The following is a 19,794-nucleotide window of genomic DNA, read 5'->3' as shown; positions in this document are numbered from 1 at the left end:
CCGTTGCATCCCCGCCACCCCCCTCCTACGATCCACGCAAACCCTTGCAGGCCATGGCCCGAACCGCTGCACGGCGCCTGCAACGCACAGATCCACCCAACAATAACAACTACGGGGGCAGGGATGAGCTTGAAGCCGATTGCGGGTGCGCTGTTGATGATGCTGTGGGGGGCAGGCGCCGTCACTGCCGCCCCCGCCGAGGAATATTCCACCGAGTCGGCCCAGGCCACTCAGGGCCTGCTGATCGATGCCACGCACGCCGGCAAGCGCCTGGTGGTGGTCGGTGATCGGGGCCATATCCTGTTCTCGGACGACCAGGGCAACACCTGGACCCAGGCCCGCGTGCCGACCCGGCAATTGCTCACAGCCGTGTTTTTTCTCGATGACAAGCGGGGCTGGGCGGTAGGCCACGATGCGCAGATTCTTGCCAGTACCGATGGCGGCGCCACCTGGAGCAAGCAGTTCGAAGACCTGGCCCGCGAAGCCCCGCTGCTGGATGTCGCCTTTACCGATGCTCAGCACGGGTTCGCGGTGGGTGCCTACGGTGCATTCCTCGAAACCACCGATGGCGGCCAGCACTGGCAGGATGTGGCTGAGCGCCTCGACAACCCCGATCAGTTGCACCTGAACGCGATCACCCAGGTGCGCGAAGCCGGCCTGTTCATTGTCGGCGAGCAGGGCGGCATGTACCGCTCGGCAGACAACGGCCAGCGCTGGGCGAAGGTGCAGGGCCCTTACGAGGGGTCGCTGTTTGGCGTCATCGGTACGGCGCAACCCCGTACCCTGCTGGCGTTCGGCCTGCGCGGCAACCTGTTCCGCTCCACCGACTTCGGCGACACCTGGCAGCCCATCGAACTGAAAGCCGCCCGTGGCGAGCTGCAGTTCGGCCTGGCCAGCGCCACACTGCTGGATGACGGCACCGTGGTGCTGGTGGGCAATGGCGGCAGCGTGCTGCGCAGCACCGACGATGGCCAGCGCTTCACGGTCTACAACCGAGCCGACCGTATCGCCCTGTCTGGCGTCAGCGCTGCGGGGGAGGGCGGGCTGCTGCTGGTAGGGCAGGGTGGTGTGCACCTGGCCAATGCCGAAGGCGCCGACCGTGCTGCCCGCGAGGTGCGCCCATGACCAGCAAGGAGAGCCTGCCCATGCAGCCGCACCATCAGGACAAGGCCACACTGCTCGAGCGCCTGATCTTCAACAACCGGCCCGTGGTCATTACCCTGTGCGTGCTGGTCAGCATCCTGCTGTTCTGGCAGGCCACGCAAATCCGCCCGTCCACCAGTTTCGAAAAGATGATCCCGCTGCAGCACCCATTCATCGAGCAGATGATGGAGCACCGCAACGACCTGGCGAACCTGGGTAACACCGTGCGGATTTCCGTGGAGGCGGTCGAGGGTGACATCTTTGACAAGGCCTACATGGAGACCTTACGGCAGATCCATGACGAAGTGTTCTACCTGCCGGGTGTCGACCGTGCCGGGCTCAAGTCTTTGTGGAGCCCCAGCGTGCGCTGGAGTGAGGTCACCGAAGAGGGCTTCTCCGGTGGCGAAGTGATCCCCAATACCTACGACGGTTCGCAAGCCAGCCTCGATACACTGCGCGACAACGTGCTGCGCTCCGGGCAGGTTGGGCGGCTAGTGGGCAACAACTTCAGGTCGAGTATCATCGACGTGCCCTTGCTCGAAAGCTACCCGGACCCGCAGGACCCGGGCCGCCAGGTCAAGCTCGACTACCAGCAGTTCTCGCACCAGCTTGAAGAGAAGATCCGCGACAAGTTCCAGGCCCAGAACCCCAATGTGAAGATTCACATCGTCGGTTTCGCCAAGAAAGTCGGCGACCTGATCGATGGGTTGGTGATGGTGGTCATGTTCTTCGGTGTGGCGTTGGCGATCACCTGGGTACTGCTGTACTGGTTCACCTGGTGCATCCGCAGCACCATCGCCGTGCTTGTCACTACCTTGGTGGCGGTGGTCTGGCAGCTCGGCCTGATGCATGCATTGGGTTTTGGCCTGGACCCTTATTCGATGCTAGTGCCGTTCCTGATCTTCGCCATCGGCATCTCTCACGGGGTGCAGAAAATCAACGGCATCGCCCTGCAGTCCAGCGACGCCGACAACGCCCTGACGGCGGCGCGGCGCACCTTTCGGCAGCTGTTCCTGCCCGGCATGATCGCCATTCTGGCCGATGCCGTGGGCTTCATCACCTTGCTGATCATCGATATCGGCGTCATCCGCGAGCTGGCCATTGGCGCGTCCATCGGGGTGGCGGTGATCGTGTTCACCAACCTGATCCTGCTGCCGGTAGCCATCTCCTACGTGGGTATCAGCAAGAAAGCCATCGAGCGCAGCAAACGGGACGCTACCCGTGAACACCCGTTCTGGCGGCTGTTGTCGAACTTCGCCAGCGCCAAGGTGGCGCCGGTGTCCGTGGGCCTGGCGCTGTTGGCCTTCGGCGGCGGGCTGTGGTACAGCCAGAACCTGAAAATCGGTGACCTCGACCAGGGCGCGCCAGAACTGCGCCCAGACTCGCGCTACAACCAGGACAACCACTTCATCATCAGCAACTATTCCACCAGTTCCGACGTGCTGGTGGTCATGGTCAAGACGCCGCCAGAGCACTGCTCGGTTCACTCGACCCTGGCGCCCATCGACGAATTGATGTGGACGATGGAAAACACCCCGGGTGTGCAATCGGCCATCTCCCTGGTGACCGTGTCCAAGCAGGTGATCAAGGGCATGAACGAGGGCAGCCTGAAATGGGAAACCCTCTCGCGCAACCCGGATGTGCTCAACAACTCCATCGCCCGTGCCGACGGGTTGTACAACGGCGACTGTTCGCTGGCGCCCGTGCTGGTGTTCCTCAACGATCACAAGGCCGAAACCCTGGAACGGGTCACCGCGGCCGCCAAGGCGTTTGCCGAAAGCCATGACAAGGAGGGCCTGCAGTTCCTGCTGGCGGCGGGCAATGCCGGCATCGAGGCCGCGACCAATGAGGTGATCAAGTCGGCCGAGCTGACCATCCTGGTGCTGGTGTACATCTGCGTGGCCATCATGTGCCTGATCACGTTCCGTTCGTTTGCCGCCACCTTGTGCATCGTGTTGCCGCTGGTACTCACCTCGGTGCTGGGCAATGCGTTGATGGCCTACATGGGCATCGGCGTAAAAGTCGCCACCTTGCCGGTGGTGGCGCTGGGTGTAGGTATTGGCGTGGACTACGGCATCTACATCTACAGCCGCCTGGAGAGCTTCCTGCGGGCCGGCCTGCCGCTGCAGGAGGCGTACTACCAGACCCTGCGCTCCACCGGCAAGGCGGTGCTGTTCACCGGTTTGTGCCTGGCCATCGGTGTGTGCACCTGGATTTTCTCTGCCATCAAGTTCCAGGCAGACATGGGCCTGATGCTGACCTTCATGTTGCTGTGGAACATGTTTGGCGCCCTTTGGCTACTGCCCGCCCTGGCGCGGTTCCTGATAAAACCGGAAAAAATGGCAGGCAAGGCCGGGGGGTCAATCTTCGCTCACTGACGTGCTGTTGCCATGGAGCTTTATCTCGGCGGCTTCAGGAGCCTCAGCCTCCTGAAGCCGCAATCCGCGGTGCTTGATTAGGGCTATAATTCCACCTTTTACCCCGGTGCCCCCCATGTCTGCTCTCGCAACCGCCTTGACCTCTTGTGACATGATTCTCATCGATGGGCTGCATGCCTTCGACTTCACCTGCGATGAAAACGGCCTGACCATCGAATGCATGGATGGCCGCCAGCTCCGTCGCTGGGTGTTCACCGCCGATCAGGTGGCCGCAGCCTCCCGTGAAGGGAACGACTGGTGCATCGCTGCTGCCGAAACTGAGCATCGGCTTACCTGCCTGGATGCATTTCGCGCACCGGATGAAGACGACCATGAACCGGACCTGGAAGACACTGCTGACCGCTAGCCTCATGCCCATGGTGCTCAATGCCCAGGCGGCTACGCTGCTGGTGGGCAGCTACACCGACAGCCCCAGCAAGGGCATCTACCGCTACGCATTCGATACCACCACCGGCAGGATTACCCCCGCGCCGCTGCAGGTGGTGGAGAGCGTCAGCCCGTCATGGCTGGTGCTGTCGGAAGACAACCGGCAACTGTTCGCGGTCAACGAAACCCCCAAAGGCCATGTGAGCAGTTTTGCCGTTGGCAGCGACGGCGCCATCACCTTCATCAACCAGGTTTCCAGCCTGGGTGACGAGCCCACCCACGCCAGCCTCAGCCAGGACCAGCGCTACCTGTTCGTGGGCAATTACTCGGTCAGCGCCGAAACCGGCGGCAGCCTGGTGGTGCTCCCTGTAGACAAGCACGGCAAGCTCGGGCCTGCGGTGCAGCAGGAGCGGCACGTGCCTAGTGGCGTCAACCCCGAACGCCAGGCCGGTGCCCATGTGCATGCCATGGTGCCATCACCGGATGGCCAGCATGTGTATGCCAGTGACCTGGGCGCAGACAAGGTGTTCATCTATCGCTACGACGGCGCCAGCCAGGGCCACCCCTTGTCCCCGGCCATTCCCCCGGCAGTTGCCTTGCCCGCCGGCAGTGGCCCCCGTCATCTGGTATTTGATGCCAAGGGGAGCCATGCTTACCTGACCCTGGAGATGAGCGCCGAGGTGGTGGTGTTCGATGTGCAAAAAGGCGCGCTGGTGGAACGCCAGCGCCTGCCATTGACCGAGCGGCCTGAGGCAGCAGCCAAGGCCGCTGGCGGTTTGCACCTGTCAGCCGACGGTCGGTTCCTGTACGTCAGCAATCGCGGCACGGTGAACCAGATTGTGGTGTTTGCGGTGGGCAAGGAGGATGGCCGGCTGGCGCTGGTGCAGCGCCGCTCCGTAGAGGGTGACCACCCCCGTGAATTCACCCTGGACCCCAGCGGCAATTTCCTGCTGGTCGCCAACCAGAAAAGCAACGAGATCGTAGTGCTGCACCGCGACCCGCTCAGCGGCAAGCTGGGCGAGGCGGTGCAGACACTGCACCAGCCCGCGCCCTCGGACCTGAAGTTCATTCCCTAGCCGCTAGCCGCACACTTCTACGTCGCTGAGGCCATTGCCCTGGCGGCGAACCTGGATCTGCACCGGGATGCGCTCGTGCATTTCCTGCACATGGGAAATGACCGCCACCTTGCGGCCTTGGGCCTGCAGGCCATCGAGGGCATCCATGGCCAGTTGCAGGGACTCAGGGTCGAGGCTGCCAAAGCCTTCGTCGATGAACAGCGATTCGATACGCAAGGTGCTGGACGCCATCGACGCCAGCCCCAGGGCCAGGGCCAGCGACACCAGGAACGTTTCCCCACCTGACAACGAATGCACCGAGCGCAGCTCATCACCCATCTCGGTATCCAGCACCAGCAGGCCCAGCGCGCTGCCGCCACGCTTGAGCCGGTAGCGACGTGCCAACTGACGTAACTGGGCATTGGCATGGTGCAGCAGCAGGTCGAGGTTGTAGCCCTGGGCGATCTTGCGGAATACGTCGCCAGACGCCGAGCCGATCAGGCTGCTGAGCCGGGCCCAGCGTTGCCACTGCTGGCGGGCCTGCTCGATCTGCCCGGCCAGCGCCTGGTGGGCCTCTTGGCGGCGTTGGTCATCGGCCTGTTGCCCGCGCAGTTCGGCGCACTGCTGTTCGTGGCTGGCCAAACGCTGTTGCACGTCGCCCAAGGCCTGTTCAAGCGCCTCGGCAGAGCTGTCCACCGCCATCTGCGCAGCATGCAGTTGCAGGCGTTGTTGGCGTTCCTGCTGGAGCACACGGCCCTGCTCAACGGCCTTCTCAGAGGCCTGCAAACGGGTGCGCAAGGCATCGACTTGCCCATCGTCCATCCCCAGTAGCCGTTCCAGCCCGCTGTCGTCCAACTCGGGATGAGCACCGCGCCACTGCTCGACCTGCGTTTGCAACGCCTGGGTTTCCGCCTCGAGGGCCTGGTGCTGTTGGGTGTTGGCGCCGAGTTCGCTGGCCAGCTGCACGCCTTGGGTGCGCAGGGCCTGCAGGCGCTGGGCGGTTTCGGCCTCCAGCGCCCGGGCGTGCTCCACCGCGGTTTCCATGTGCTGCTGCCAGGCTTCAGCGCTGGTGTGGGAGGCTAGCAATTCACTCAGCGATGCCTGGGCTTGCTGGCGCTGCGCATCCAGGCTGGCGAGTTTCTGCTGTTGCTGCTGCAGGCTCGCAATGCGCGTTTGCTGCTGGTCGTTCAGCTTGTCGAGTTCGGCCTGACGGGTGTGCAGGTCCTGCTGTTCGTCCTTGCGCCGTTCGACCTGCTCCAGGCGCTGGGCAATCTGCTGGTCGAGGGCGAGGAAGGCATTGGCGGGGTCTTCCTGCAGGGCTTTCACGGTGCTGGTAGGCAGCACGCTGGCCAGGTCGCTCAACCCTTGCTCCAGCTGCTGCTGGTCAGCGGCCAGTGCCTGGTGCTGCTCGGCCAGGTGGCGCTGTGCCTGCTGCTGGGCTTCTTGAGCGGCGTGTAGCTGCTGGGTCAGCTGCGCTGCATCCTTTTGCAGGGCGAGCAGGGCACGCTGGCGCTTTTCGTCGCGGTCAATCTCGTCGGTGAGGCGACGCAGTTGGCCGTCGAGCCAGGTGCTGCGGGCCTGATCGTCCTGGGGGGCGAGTGCGTGCCACAGGCTGTGAGACTGCACCTGCGCCTGCAGTGGCTGCAAGTGTTCGGTCAGCTGCTGTTGCTGCTGGTGCAGCTCCTTGAGCTGGGCGTTGATGACGCCCAGTTGGGTGCGCAGCTCGACCAGTTGGGCGCCAAGGGTATCGACCTGCTGCTGCGCGCTTTGCTGCTCTGCCTGGTCGTTAAGGTCCAGGCTCTGAAGCAAGGCGTCGGGCTGGTGGAACGGGTGCTCGGCGCTGCCACACACGGGGCACGGCTCGCCCTCGTGCAACTGGCTGCGCAGCTCCTCGACGCTGGTGTTGCGGGCAAGGCGCTGGCGCTCCAGCAATTGGCGGGTCAGGGTAAGCGCCTGTTGCGCGGCGTCCAGTTCAGCCTTGGCCGCGGTGCCTTGGGCAATCAGTTGCTGGCGCTGCTGCATGGCCTGCTGCTGGCGCTGGCGGGTGGTGTCCAGTTGCTGGCGCAGCTCGTGCTCGCGGGCATGCAGGCGTGACAGCTCCTCGACCGCGCGGTGCTGCTTGCGGTTGTCCTGCAACATGCCGCTCAACAGGTCCACTTGTTCGGCCAGTGCGTGGGGTTCGGCATTGGCTTCGCGGAACAGCAGTTCGAAAGCATCACGCTTGGCCTGCCACTGGGCGGTGGCCTGGCTGGCCTGGGCCTGCAGCCCCGGCAGCTCTTCGCGGCCCTTGGCCAGCCGGCCCCCCACCAGCATCACTTGCTTCAACTGGGGCAGGTAGGCTTGCCAGGCTTGCGCCAGCTCAGCCAGGTGCTGGCTGCTGGAAAGCGCGGTATCGATCTGCGCCAGGTTCTGCTCGCTGCGCTGCTGGTTGGCCTGCAGTTGCTGAACCTGCGCCTGGCCCTGGGTGACGTCTTGGTCCGCCTGCAACTGGGCGGCATGCTGCGCTGCCAGTTCTTGTTCAAGCCTTGCCAGCGTGTCCTGGGCGGCAAAGGCCTGGCGCAAGCGCGGGGTGCTTTCGCTGTAATGGGCCTGGCTATCGACCAGGGCCTTGGCTGCTGCGGCGAGTGTTTGTTCGAGTGCAGCGGCATCGCGCTGCAGTTGCGCATCCTGCTGCTGTTGCTGGTCGATTTTCGACGCCATCGACGCCACCTGTGCGCTCAAGGCCTGCCGGCGGATGAACGCATGGCGTTGCGGGGCCAGGTGTTGCAGGCGCTGCAGGTCCAGCCGGGCATCGGCCAGTTGCTGCCATTGCTGCTCGGCGGCCTTCAATGCGCTACTGGCTTCAGTCAACTGCGTTTGCAACTGCTGTTGCTCATGCAGCCAGGTGCGTTGCTGTTCCAGTTGCCGCTCGGCAGCTTGATCGGCCTTGAGCTGTTGCTGCGCCTGCTGCAGGTGTTGGTCGAGCGCTGCCCGTGCTTCGGCAGCCAGAGGCAGGAGGTGGCTGGCACGCTCCTTCAGCGCATTGTGGGCATCGCCGGCTTCGCGTGCCTTGCTGAATGCGCGTTGGCCCAGGCGAGTATAAACAGCCGTGTTGGTGAGCTTCTCCAGCAGTTCGCTGCGCTCACGGTCGTCGGCTTTGAGGAAGGCGCCGAATTCGCTTTGGGCCAGCATCACTGCCCGGGTGAACTGCTCGAAATTCAACCCCAGACGTGCCTCTACCAAGGCCTTGTACTCATTCTTGGCGCTGGCCAGCACCTGCTCGCTGTCGAGGTCGTAGAAGCTCTGGCGGCTGAGTTGCAACTTGCCGTTGGCCTTGTCGCGGGCGCGGTTGGCTTCCCAGCGGGCGCGGTAGCGACGCCCGTCGATGCCGACGAAGTCCACCTCTGCAAAGCCGCTGCCGGTGCCCCGGCGCAGCAGGTTGCGCGGGTCGGAGGTGGGTATTTCACCGTCTGTATCGGGCACCTTGGCTTCGCGGCCAATGTCGTTCAGCCGTGGCACCGTGCCGAACAACGCCAGGCACAGGGCATCGAGCAGGGTGCTCTTGCCGGCGCCGGTTGGCCCGGTGATGGCGAACAGGCCGGCGCTGGCCAAAGGTTCGCGCGTGAAGTCGATGTCCACGGGGCCTGCCAGCGAGGCGAGGTTCTTCAAACGAATGGCGAGAATTTTCATGGCTGTTCCTCTTCCTGCAGCACGTCTTGCAGCAACAGGGCGAAGTCGGCCAGCGCCTGCTCGTCGGCAGGCTGGCCGTAGGCCTGTTCCCAGGCGCGGCCAAACAGGTCGTGCGGGGTCATCTGGGCCAGTTCGACAAAGGCCTGTTCGTCGTCATCGGCCTGGTTGCGCCCGGCGTATTCGACGCCGATGCGGATCAGCCGTACAGCCTTGCCTTCAAGCGCGGCCTCTATCTGCTGGCGCAGGTCGGGTTGCGGCTCGTCCAGCACAACGCGCACTTCAAGCCAGGGCTTGCGGTTGGGGTCATCCAGCAGGTCGATCACCGGCAGGTCGGCCAACTGCGCCAGCACTTCGCCCAGCGGCGCCGGGCCCAGGCGTTGCAAGGCCACGGCACGTGGCACCGGGCGCGGCTCCACACTGACCAGCGCGGCACCGTCCAGCTCCACTTCCAGCACCTGATGGGGGTAGTTGACCTCGGCAAACGACAAAGGGATGGGCGAGCCGCTGTAGCGGATGCGGTCTTCGCGGTTGACCTTTTGTGGTTTGTGCAGATGGCCCAGCGCCACGTAGCTGATCGCTTTGTCGAACAGCCTGGCTGGCAGTGCTTCGGCATTGCCGATGATCAGGCTGCGTTCGGAGTCTTCCGACACCGCGCCGCCGGCCATGTGCGCATGGCTGATGGCGATGAGCGCCTGATCCTTGCGGCGCTTGGCCTGGGCTGCGGCGATCAGTTGCTGGTGCACCTGGGTGATGCCCTGCAGGTAATCGTCGCCCAACTGCAGGCCGGTAACTTCGGCCGGGCGCAGGAAGGGCAGGGCCAGGCACCATGCCGTGACCTTGCCACGGCTGTTGGTCAACGGGATGAGTAGCCGCTCGGCATCCAGCTGGCCTTCATCCAGCCAGTGCACGCGGCCCAGGGCGTGGGTACGCAGGCGGCGCATCAGCGCCGCAGGCAGCTCGATGCGCGAGCCGGAATCGTGGTTGCCGGCGATCATCACGATGTCCAGTTTGGGCTGTTGCTCGTGGGCGTTGACGATGAAGTCGTACAGCCGCTCCTGGGCTTTGACCGGCGGGTTGACGGTGTCGAAGATATCGCCGGCAATCAGCAGCGCGTCGGGCTGACGCAGTTGGAGTTGGCCGAGCAGCCAGTCAAGGAAACAGGCGTGTTCGAAGTCGCGTTCCTGGCCGTGCAGGCTTTGGCCCAGGTGCCAGTCGGAGGTGTGAAACAGACGCATGGATGACCTGTTGGTGTCGAGTCGAGCAAGCGTTGGGGGCTTGGCTTTGAGAGTGGGGTGTATGGTAACCCATCGCGAGCTACCGACTGCCATGCCAGGTGCCCCATGGCAGAGCGTGGGGCATTATTTGGGGTAGAGGGGCGGGAGGCTGCCGGTGTCGGTTGTTGGCAACAACACGTGTTCGGCTGGCGGTATGGTGCCGATTGCGCGCCACAAGTCTTCACCCTGCCAATGCTGGCCGCTCTCGCTGTACAACGCGCCATTCAGGCCATCCAGCGCGTCTGACAGGGGCACGAAGCGCGCGGCCATCTCGGCCAGGGTTTCTGGCTGTTGGCGGGCCCATGCATCCAGGGCCTGGCGGGTGGCCTGGGGGTCGTTGGCAAGGCACGCGCGCTTGAGGTCGTCCAGCAAGGTGCGCGGGCTGGGGCCTGCCTGCGCGGTGCGCAGCACGGCGGGCTGCGACCGGGCGCGCCACCACAGGGTGAAGCCCAGCAGGGTGGTGAGGGCGAACACCATCGTTGCCAGTTGCCAGGGCCACGACGGGTTGCTGGCGCTGCGGTTGTCGCCAACCGGCGTTTCAGCGGTAAGCGCCGGGTTGTCCAGCACGGTGATCGCCCGTGCCGGCAGGCTGCTGTGCTCCAGGTGATCCTCGCGGGTATTCCACCAGGTGACTTCCAGCGCTGGCAGGGCCAGCGCGCCGCTGTGGGTGGGGACCAACGCTTCGCGCTCCTCCCGGGTGGCCGTCATACCGCGCTCGCTGACTTCGTTGCGCAGCAGGGGCTGGTCGGGGTAGCGCCGCAGGCCAGGGGCTTCCGTAGCCGGCAGGGGCGGCAGTTGGGTGCTGGACAACCCTTCGGCGCGCAGCGTCACGTTGCGGGTCAGCGAGTCGCCAATCTGCACCTGCTGGCTGCCGGGGTCGGGGCTCCAGCGCTCTTCCAGGCTCAGGCCGCGCGCCGGCAGCCAGGGCTTGTCGGCAGGCCAGCCGGGCGGGATGGCCCGCACATTCAGGCGCAGAGGCAGCGAGCTGACCTGCACCTGGCGGCCAGGGCGCGCACCGGTGGTTGGCTGCGCCTCTTCGTTGCTGGCCGCTGCAGTGGCGGTGAAGGTCAGTGACGGGATAGCCAGGGTGCCGCTTTGCTGGGCGTACACGGCGTAACGCGTTTCGATCACACCGTGCCTGACGCCGTTGATTTCCTTCTCGTAGGTGCGCGATTCACCCAGCGGTTCCACCTTGGCGTTGTCCAGTTGCAGCGGGCTGAGGCTGCTGTCGTCGTACAGGGCTACGGAGTGGTAGATGCGCAGCGTCAGCACCGCTTGGGCCTGCACGTACACGTCGGGGGTGTCGAGCGTGGCCTCGATGAATACCTGGGCGTTGTCCTGGCGGCTGGCATCGGCTTGCAGCACCTGCAGGTCGATGGGTTGGCTGTACGACTGGCCCAGCTGCAGGGCCGGGATGCGCAGGCTGCCGCTGCGCCGCGGCAGCAGGGTGATGATCCAGCGGGTGCTGGCCCGGGTTTCACCGTCCAGGCTGTGCAGGCTGTTGAGCTGGCGGGTGCTGCGCACGTCGAAGTCGCCCTCAAGGGCACGCAGGTCCGGTTTGCCGAACTCGGTCACATCCTGGCTTTCCAGCGTCAGCTCAAGGCTTTCACCGGCCTCCAGGCGGCTGCGGTCGACGCTGGCGGTCAGCGAGGGTTCGGCATGGGCCAGCACGGCCCACAGCAGACTGAGGAGAAAGACGCCGTAGCGACTCATTGTGTTGGGGTTTCCTGATGCAATTGCTGTTCATACCAGAATTTGCGCCGCAGCAGCTGCGCCGGGTTGTCCGGGATTTCCCGCAGCCATTGTTCCAGCGCCTGACGCTGCTCGGCGTCCAGTGCATTGGATGCCGGGCGCTGTGGGGGCTGGACGACGCTGTCATCGTCGCCGGCCTGGTTGCCCGGGCTGGCCTGGCTATTGTCGCTGCTGTCCCCGCTGTTGTCTGCGCCTGCCTGTGGGTCGTTGCCGGGTGTGCCTGCGGCCTGGCTGCTGGCCGAGCTGCTGTTGCCGTCGGTTTCCCGGCCGGGCGTGCCTTGCGCCTCGCCGCTGGCGGGCTGTTCTTCGGCCTTGCCCTGGCGCTGTTGCAGCATTTGCTCGACCAGCGCCTGGTTAGCCAGCGCTGCCTGCAAGTCTGGCTGGCGGTCCAGTGCCTGTTCGTAGGCATCCAGGGCGGCTTCCAGTTCACCGCTGCGTGCCAAGGCGTTGCCGCGGTTGTAGTGGTCGGCAGCTGTATCCCCCTGGGAAAATGCCTCGGCGGCCCCTGCATAGTCACCGGCCTGGTACAGCGCCATGCCGCGCCATTGCGGGTTCTGGAAGTGGCGTGCCGCGCTGGCCGGGCGGTTTTGTTCAAGCAGGTGCTGGCCCTGCTGGTCGGGCCGCAGCCACAGGTCGGTGAACTCGAAGGCGTGGCTGGGCTGAGGTACGGCCAGCAACAACGGCAGGCAGAACAACCAGCCGCGCCGCCCGGCGCAGGCCGCCAGCAGCAGCAGGGGGATCAGCAACCAGTAACCCTGGTCGGCCCAGCTGTCCAACTGCAACGTCTGCCCTTCGTTGCGCGCCGTACGCGGGTTGTCGAACAGCCCCAGGCCGCGCAGGTCGAGGTCGTCGATACGGGCATGCCGGTAGCGCCCGCCGGTACCGCTGATAAAACCCTTGAGGGCGGCGTTGTCCAGCCGGGGCAGCAGAATGCCCCCCTGATCGTCCTTGAGATACTCACCGTTGGCCTGCCGCACTGGCGCGCCGTCGCGGCTGCCAATCCCCAGCATCAGCAGGCTTGGCCCCTGGCGGCCCAGCGCCTGGCTGATACCTTGGCGCTCTGCCGCGCTGAGCGACGAACCGATCAACAGCAGCCGCCCCTGGCCCAGGCCGCTCTGGGCCAGTAATGCCAGGCCTTTCTGCACGGCCAGGTCAGCGCGTTGGCCGGGCTTGGGCATGATCGAGGGGTCGATGGCCTCAAGCAGGTTGCGGGTGGTCGCCAGGTCGTCGGACAGCGGCACCAGGGTGTGCGCAGAACCTGCATAGACCACCAGCGCAGTCTGGCTGTCGCGGCGGTGCTCAAGCAGGTCGAGCACCTTGCGCCGAGCCTGCTCCAGGCGGTTGGGCGGGCTGTCCTCGGCGAGCATTTGCGGGGTGAGTTCCAGCAGAATCACCAACGGGTCGGCGGGGCGCTGGCGGCTCTCTTCCACGCGTTGCCAGCTGGGGCCCAGCAGGGCCAGCACCGCCAGTGTCCAGGCCAGGCCCAGGGCCACCCATGGCAGCTTGCTGGTGCTGCCACTGCCGCCCCCCAGCAGCACACCATGGAACGCCGCTGGCAGGATCATCTGCCAGCGCCCGGCGCGCTTGCGCCGGTGCCAGAGCTTGAACAGCAGCCAGGCCAGCACAGGCACGGTCAACAGCCACAGGGGGCGCAACCATTGCGGCCAGAGTTCGATCATCGCGGTTTCCTCAGGCGCAGGCGCTTGAGGCGCTGGCGCCATTCGGGGTGCGGCTGCAGGAAGCGCGGCTTGCGTAACTGGCGTTGCAACAGGTTGTCGGGCCATTGCACTGCCACCACCAGCAGCACGCTCAGTAGCAGCGCCAACGCCAGTGGCCAGGCATACAAGGCCTTGGCCGTACGCGCCTGGGTGGGCTGCTGGGCCACCGGTTCCAAGCGGTCAAGGGTATCGCCGATGGCGCTCAGCTCGGCGCCATCGTGGGCGCGGAAATACGCGCCGTGGGTAATCTCGGCGATTTCCCGCAGCGAGGCTTCATCCAAGTCCAGGCTTGGGTTGAGGCCGAGCAGGCCAGGCGTGCCGGTGGCGTCCGGGTTGGCACCGATACCGATGGTGTAAATACGCACGGCCTCCTGCGCTGCCAGCCGGGCAGCAGTGAGCGGGTGGATCTGCCCGCCGTTGTTGGCACCGTCGGTGATCAGCACCAGCACCCGGCTTTGCGCGGGGCGCTGACGCAGGCGCTTGACCGCCAGGCCAATGGCGTCGCCCAGCGCGGTGTTCTTGCCGGCGATGCCGATTTGCGCTTCGTCAAGAAAGGTGCGTACGGTGCGACGGTCGAAGGTAAGCGGGGCTTGCAGGTACGCCTGGCTGCCAAACAAAATCAGGCCAACCCGATCGCCCCGGCGGTCCTGCAAGAAGTCGCCCATCAGTGCCTTCACCAGGTCCAGCCGGCTGATATCGTCGTTTTTCCACTGCATGTCGGGGAAGTCCATCGACCCCGACACGTCCACCGCTACCAGCAAGTCGCGACCGCTGGCCGCCACTGGCACGGGTTCGCCCAGCCATTGTGGGCGTGCGGCCGCCAGCAGCAACAGCGACCAGATGATGATGAAGGGTGCCTGGTGGCGCCAGGTGGGCAGGTTCAGCCGCGCCCGGCGCCCGGCCAGGCCTTCCAGCTCGCGCAGGAAGCCCACCTTCAGCACCGGCTCGCCGCTGTCGGCAGCCGGCAGCAGCAACCGCGCCAACCAAGGCAGCGGCAACAACACGAAGACCCACGGCCAGGCCAGCTCAAACATGTTTGCGGATCCAGGTTTCGACGGCCTGGCTGAGCCCGACGATTGCCTTGTCGTCGAGCCGACACTCAGGCTTGTAGGCGCCTTCTACCAGCACCATCCAGCGCGTCAGGCCAGCCGCTGGGCAGCGGTTGTCGAGAAACGCCAGCCATTGCCGGCCATTGAGCGTATGACTGTTGGCGAAGGGGTAGTGGCTGCGGCACAAGCGCTTGAGCAATGCATTGAGCTGCTGCAGCCAGGCACCGGCCGGGGCGTTGTCGTAGGGGCGCGCCAGGCGGGCCAGCTCGTCGAGGGCGGCAACACGGGCCGGGTCCAAGGGTTGCTCGGCACGCACCACGCGGCGCTTGCGCGGCCGCCAGTGGCGCACCCGCCACAGGCCCCAGCCTGTCAGTGGCAGCAACGCCAGCAACACCCACCAGCCCGGTGCCGGTGGCCACAGGCTTACAGCGGCCGGTGCGATCAGTGGCTGCAACTGGTCCAGGGGGTTCACGGGTTGCTCCCCCCGCGCTGGGCGCTCAGGTATTCACGCAGTTGTTCGATCATCTCGCTCTGGGTGCTCAGCGGCATCAGCAGCACCCGCAGCTTCTGCGCCATCAGCTCCCAGCGTTCGACACGGGCCTCTGCCTGCTGTCGGTAGGCCAGGCGCAGGCCATCGTCCAGGGTGTCGAGCTCCAGTTGCGCGCCACGCTGGGCAAAGCGCAGCAGGCCAGCGGCCGGCAGGGCATGGTCGAGCGGGTCTGACACCGGCATCAGCAGCAGGTCGCAATGCCGCGACAGCATGGCCAGGTGCTGCTCGCACTGAGGGGTCAGCGAGCGCTCGTCACAGATCACGATGGCCAGGCTGCCGGGGCGCAGCACCTCGCGCGCACGGCGCAGGGCCAGGCCCATGCTGTCGGGCTGGGCAACGCCTTCGGTGTGCAGCGACTGGTTGACCTTGGCCAGCCGGTTGAGCAGTTGCAGCAGGCTCTGCTTGCTGCGCCTGGGCTTGATTTCGTGCGGGTCGTTGTCGCCGAACACCAGGCCGCCGATCCGGTCGTTGTGGCCCAGCGCCGCCCAGCCGAACAGTGCCGCCGCCTGAGCCGCCAGCACCGACTTGAACATCAGCCCCGAGCCAAAGAACAACCGTTGGCTTTGCTCGACCAGAATGAAGATGGGCCGCTCGCGCTCCTCATGGAACAGTTTGGTATGCGGTTCCTGGGTACGTGCGGTAACCCGCCAGTCGATGTTGCGCACGTCGTCGCCAGCCTGGTAGACCCGCACCTGGTCGAAGTCCACGCCGCGCCCACGCAGCTTGGAGTGGTGCAGGCCCACCAGCGGGCTGCGTTGGCCTGGCTTGGAGAACAGCTGGATCTCGCGCACACGGTGGCGCATGTCGATCAGCTCGGCAAGGCCGATGCGGATGCCGGGTTCGGCCAGCTGGGAGGGCGGCATGGGTCAGGCGACGGCGACGACGTCGAGGATGCGCTGGACCACCCGGTCCTGGTCGATCCCCGCTGCCTCGGCCTCGAACGAGAGGATGATGCGGTGGCGCAGCACATCGAACAGCACCGCCTGGATGTCCTCGGGGCTGACAAAGTCACGCCCGGCCAGCCAGGCGTGGGCACGGGCGCAGCGGTCCAGGGAGATGGAGCCACGCGGGCTGGCCCCGTAGGCAATCCAGTCGGCCAGCTCGGTGTCGAACTTGGCCGGGGTGCGGGTGGCCATCACCAGCTGCACCAGGTATTCCTCCACCGCATCAGCCATGTACAGGCCCAGGATTTCCTTGCGTGCGGCAAAAATGGCCTGCTGGCTGACCCGGCGCTCGGGCTTGGTTTCGCCGCCCAGGGCTTCGCCGCGGGCCTGCGCCAGAATACGGCGCTCTACAGCAGCGTCGGGAAAGCCGATCTTGACGTGCATCAGAAACCGGTCGAGCTGGGCTTCGGGCAGCGGGTAGGTGCCTTCCTGCTCGATCGGGTTCTGCGTGGCCATCACCAGGAACAGCGGCGACAAGTCGTAGGTGCTGCGGCCCACGCTGACCTGGCGTTCGGCCATGGCCTCGAGCAGGGCGGACTGCACCTTGGCCGGCGCCCGGTTGATTTCGTCGGCCAGCACCAGGTTGTGGAAGATTGGCCCCTGCTGGAACACGAAGCTGCCGGTTTCGGGGCGATAGATCTCCGTACCGGTGATGTCGGCCGGCAGCAGGTCAGGGGTGAACTGGATGCGATGAAACTGCGCTTCGATGCCCTCTGCCAGTTCCTTGATGGCCTTGGTCTTGGCCAGGCCCGGCGCGCCCTCTACCAGCATGTGGCCATCGGCGAGCAGGACGATCAGCAGCCGCTCGACCAGCTTTTCCTGGCCCAGGATCTGGGTGGAGAGAAAGGTGCGCAGCGCGATCAGCGCTTCACGGTGTTCCATCGATGGCGGTTCCTGGTAGGGGGCCACGGGCTGCTGATAGCAGCAGCCCTGGCAAGGGCTGATACTTTAATCCATCCGGGGGGGCGGCGACCAATGGCGGCTTGGAAATTTATCTGCGGCCGTGCGCCGGCAACTGCAGAAATGTCCGGCCCAGGGTGGTGCATCGGCTGATAGCGGGGCGGTGCGGGGCGGCGCTTGCTTGTGCTTTTCAGGCGAGCAGGAGCGACCATGATGAAAGCCGATAGCCCCACCTTTGAATCAACCAGCCCAGTCACGCTGCGCTTTGGCGTGTTTTTCGACGGTACGGGTAACAACCAGCACAACGTGCTGGCGCCACCACCCAAGGGCGGGAAAGGCGCGAGCTACGAGAGCGCCCTGACCAATGTGACCCTGTTGCATGCGCTCTACCCGGTGCATTCGTTGCGGGGCGAGCCATTGCAAGTGTGCTTCAAACGTTACGTGGCCGGTATCGGCACCCAGGCCGGGGAGGCGGACGATGCGTATTCGTCGGCGACCGGCCGCGGCCGTAGCGGGGTGCAGGCGCGGGTGGAGGATACCTTGGCCGACATCGCCCGGGCGTTGGCGCAGTGGCGGCAGCAGCACCCGCACGCCAGTGTGCAGTGCGTGGCGTTCGACCTGTTTGGTTTCAGCCGTGGCGCCGCAGCGGCGCGGCACCTGGCCAACCTGCTGCACGATCGCGGTGCGGTACCGCTGAACTGCGCTGTGAATGTGAATTTCGTCGGCCTGTTCGACACGGTGGCGGCCATCATCGCACCGCTACAAGGCGGTTTCGACCCGGCTGACGAACGCCTGGGTGGCCTGCGCCTGGGCCTGAGTGCCGGCATTGCCCGGCAGGTGGTGCAGTTGGTGGCTGCCGATGAGCAGCGGCACAACTTCCCGTTGGTACTCAGTGGCCACGACATCCGGTTGCCGGGCGTGCATTCGAACATCGGCGGGGGCTACCCGGACACGATCCATGAGCAGGTATTGCTGTGCAAACCCGAGTCACAGCGTGTGCCGTTGGCCGCGCGTGTCGAGAACACGGGTGCCTACGCCAGAGTGGCCGCCTTGCAGGGTGGCTTGGCTGGCAAACTGGGCGATCCGGCCCCGGAACTGGTGACCTGGGAGCACCCCATCCCCGGCGGCGCGCGGGGCGAGGAACAGAAACAGGTCTATGTGGCGCTGAGCCGGGCACGAGACGTGGCGGGGCATCTGTCGCGGGTGTACCTGAGCATCATGCATGCATTGGCGCTGCGGGCCAGCGTACCCCTCGCGCCGCTGGGCAATGACCCGCATCACCAGGTGCCTGCAGACTTGCATGCCATAAGCCGCAAACTGCATGCTTACGCGTTGGGCGAACAGAAGCAGCTGGGGCTGGACGCCGCCGAAGCCCGCCTGCTGCAAGCCCGCTACGTGCATACATCGGCGCACTGGAATGCCCTCAAAGGGCTACGCAGCAGTGCACTCGACGCGCTGTTCATCAACCGGCCCGCGGCGGCAGGCCGGGTAATACTTGCCAACCCGGTCTAGCGGCTGTTTGGGGCGCGGCTGAGCGCCAGGGTTGGCGCCACCTATCGATCACGTTGATGAATACTATCGACTGGCGTGCCTCCGGCTCTGCCGCCGAGCCCTTTACAATCACCCCCCTGATGTCACCCGCCTTGCGCCTGTTCCAGGCGCCCTGTAATGGAATTTTGCCCAATGCCAAGCGCCAGCCCGGCCCCTCGCGGTCTGCCCGAGCACAATCAACAGAGCCTGACCCAACAGTGGTTGGCGATTCTTTCGGTCGCCGTCGGCGCATTCGCCCTGGTGACCAGTGAATTCCTGCCGGTGGGGGTGCTCAACGATGTGGCCAACGACCTGGGCATCAGTGCCGGCCTTGCCGGGCTGATGGTGACCTTGCCCGGTATCATGGGAGCCCTGGCGGCACCGGCCATTTCCGTAGGGGTCGGCGGGCTGGACCGTCGTTACCTGCTGATCGGCCTGACGCTGGTGATGATCCTGGCTAACGCGATAGTGGCCTTCGCCGGCAACTTCCACCTGTTGCTGCTTGGCCGCGTGCTGCTGGGCGTGAGCATCGGCGGCTTCTGGGCAACCGCCATCGCGCTGAGCGGCCGCCTGGCACCTGACGGCATGGGCGTGGCCAAGGCCAACTCGATCATCATGGCCGGTGTCACACTGGCCACGGTGGTGGGCGTACCGGTAGGTACCTGGCTGAGTGGCTTGATGGGCTGGCGCATGACCTTTCTGGTCACTGCACTGGTCGGCGTGCCGGTGCTGTTGGCCCAGGTGTTCCTGCTGCCACGGCTGATGCCGGAGCAGGCCATCCGCGTGCGTGACCTGCCCGCGCTGTTCATCAACCCGCAGGCGCGTGTCGGCCTTATTGCGGTGCTGCTGATAGGCATGGCGCACTTTGCCGCCTACACCTACGTCGCGCCGTTCTTCAAGCAAAGTGCGGGTTTCGACGGGCCCACGATCGGTTCACTGTTGCTGCTCTACGGGGTGGCCGGCTTCATGGGCAATATCTTTGCAGGGTTCGCTGCTAACCGAAGCGTGCGCCACAGCCTGTTGCTGGTAGCGCTGCTGATTGCGCTGAGCACCGCGTTGTTCCCGCACTTCGCCACCGGCATGAGCGGTGCGGCGATGCTGATTGCCCTGTGGGGCTTCGCCTTCGGCGCGTTCCCCGCGTGCGCCAACATCTGGATGTTCGTGGTAGCGCCCAAGGATGTGGAGCGGGGCATGCCGCTGTTCGTGGCCATGTTCCAGGTGATTATCGCGGTGGGGTCGTTCTTTGGCGGCCAGGTGGTCGACCACCTGGGCACCGGCGTATTGCTGAGCATGGCCACTGCCCTTGCAGGGTGTGGCTTTGTGACCGTGCTGGTATTGGGGCGTGGTGTCAGCAATGAGTTGGCTGGGCAGCCTGGCTGATCGAAGTGGCAGCCCCATCCAACTGA

General features: G+C 65.4%; 14 protein-coding genes. 6 read left to right on the top strand and 8 right to left on the bottom strand.

All coding sequences use genetic code 11. The annotated features are described in order from the left end of the window. Nucleotides 1-156: 156 nt before the first annotated feature. The 4 genes from IAE38_RS08750 (at nucleotide 157) to IAE38_RS08735 (ending at nucleotide 5,023) form a co-directional block, all read left to right on the top strand. The gene (locus IAE38_RS08750; RefSeq protein WP_236403754.1) at nucleotides 157-1,125 is read left to right on the top strand and encodes a WD40/YVTN/BNR-like repeat-containing protein; all 969 of its coding nucleotides are present in this window, start codon (nucleotides 157-159) and stop codon (nucleotides 1,123-1,125) included. A gap of 20 nt (nucleotides 1,126-1,145) precedes the next feature. Beyond that, on the top strand, nucleotides 1,146-3,521 hold the full coding sequence (locus IAE38_RS08745) for an efflux RND transporter permease subunit (protein WP_201217103.1): 2,376 nt from the start codon (nucleotides 1,146-1,148) through the stop codon (nucleotides 3,519-3,521). A gap of 115 nt (nucleotides 3,522-3,636) precedes the next feature. Then, entirely contained in the window at nucleotides 3,637-3,927 is a 291-nt protein-coding gene (locus IAE38_RS08740) for a DUF5629 family protein (protein WP_201213717.1), read from the top strand. Further along, on the top strand, nucleotides 3,893-5,023 hold the full coding sequence (locus IAE38_RS08735; protein ID WP_201217091.1) for a lactonase family protein: 1,131 nt from the start codon (nucleotides 3,893-3,895) through the stop codon (nucleotides 5,021-5,023). Before IAE38_RS08740 ends, IAE38_RS08735 begins: the two co-directional genes overlap by 35 nt. Before the next feature lie 3 nt (nucleotides 5,024-5,026). Here the strand turns inward: IAE38_RS08735 and IAE38_RS08730 are convergent, their stop codons facing one another. The 8 genes from IAE38_RS08730 to IAE38_RS08695 all read right to left on the bottom strand — a co-directional run bounded on the left by IAE38_RS08730 (nucleotide 5,027) and on the right by IAE38_RS08695 (nucleotide 16,840). Then, complete coding sequence (locus IAE38_RS08730; protein ID WP_201217088.1) at nucleotides 5,027-8,671, bottom strand: AAA family ATPase; 3,645 nt, start codon at nucleotides 8,669-8,671, stop codon at nucleotides 5,027-5,029. Beyond that, entirely contained in the window at nucleotides 8,668-9,906 is a 1,239-nt protein-coding gene (locus tag IAE38_RS08725; protein WP_201217085.1) for an exonuclease SbcCD subunit D C-terminal domain-containing protein, read from the bottom strand. The genes IAE38_RS08730 and IAE38_RS08725 overlap by 4 nt, the downstream gene beginning before the upstream one ends. A gap of 123 nt (nucleotides 9,907-10,029) precedes the next feature. Next, a complete protein-coding gene (locus IAE38_RS08720; protein ID WP_028632397.1) occupies nucleotides 10,030-11,658 on the bottom strand; it encodes a BatD family protein in 1,629 nt (542 codons plus the stop codon). Further along, nucleotides 11,655-13,376: a tetratricopeptide repeat protein gene (locus IAE38_RS08715; protein ID WP_201217082.1), complete on the bottom strand. Its 1,722-nt coding sequence runs from the start codon at nucleotides 13,374-13,376 to the stop codon at nucleotides 11,655-11,657. Before IAE38_RS08715 ends, IAE38_RS08720 begins: the two co-directional genes overlap by 4 nt. Beyond that, nucleotides 13,373-14,449: a vWA domain-containing protein gene (locus IAE38_RS08710; protein ID WP_060482135.1), complete on the bottom strand. Its 1,077-nt coding sequence runs from the start codon at nucleotides 14,447-14,449 to the stop codon at nucleotides 13,373-13,375. The genes IAE38_RS08715 and IAE38_RS08710 overlap by 4 nt, the downstream gene beginning before the upstream one ends. Further along, nucleotides 14,442-14,936 (bottom strand): DUF4381 domain-containing protein, encoded by a 495-nt coding sequence (locus tag IAE38_RS08705; RefSeq protein ID WP_060482136.1) that lies wholly within the window; start codon nucleotides 14,934-14,936, stop codon nucleotides 14,442-14,444. Before IAE38_RS08705 ends, IAE38_RS08710 begins: the two co-directional genes overlap by 8 nt. Further along, on the bottom strand, nucleotides 14,933-15,877 hold the full coding sequence (locus IAE38_RS08700; protein WP_201217079.1) for a DUF58 domain-containing protein: 945 nt from the start codon (nucleotides 15,875-15,877) through the stop codon (nucleotides 14,933-14,935). The genes IAE38_RS08705 and IAE38_RS08700 overlap by 4 nt, the downstream gene beginning before the upstream one ends. A 3-nt stretch (nucleotides 15,878-15,880) precedes the next feature. Then, on the bottom strand, nucleotides 15,881-16,840 hold the full coding sequence (locus IAE38_RS08695) for an AAA family ATPase (RefSeq protein WP_003247242.1): 960 nt from the start codon (nucleotides 16,838-16,840) through the stop codon (nucleotides 15,881-15,883). Nucleotides 16,841-17,068: 228 nt separating this feature from the next. Between IAE38_RS08695 and IAE38_RS08690 the strand changes: the two genes are divergently transcribed. Further along, nucleotides 17,069-18,370: a T6SS phospholipase effector Tle1-like catalytic domain-containing protein gene (locus IAE38_RS08690; RefSeq protein WP_201217076.1), complete on the top strand. Its 1,302-nt coding sequence runs from the start codon at nucleotides 17,069-17,071 to the stop codon at nucleotides 18,368-18,370. A 171-nt stretch (nucleotides 18,371-18,541) separates the two neighbouring features. After that, complete coding sequence (locus IAE38_RS08685; protein WP_201162690.1) at nucleotides 18,542-19,768, top strand: MFS transporter; 1,227 nt, start codon at nucleotides 18,542-18,544, stop codon at nucleotides 19,766-19,768. Nucleotides 19,769-19,794 lie beyond the last annotated feature (26 nt).

Origin of the sequence: Pseudomonas sp. S32 (assembly GCF_016648095.1) — a bacterium.
GTDB lineage: Bacteria > Pseudomonadota > Gammaproteobacteria > Pseudomonadales > Pseudomonadaceae > Aquipseudomonas > Aquipseudomonas parafulva.
The sequence above is the reverse complement of the archived record's forward strand: the minus strand, read 5'-3'. Positions and strand labels throughout refer to the sequence as shown.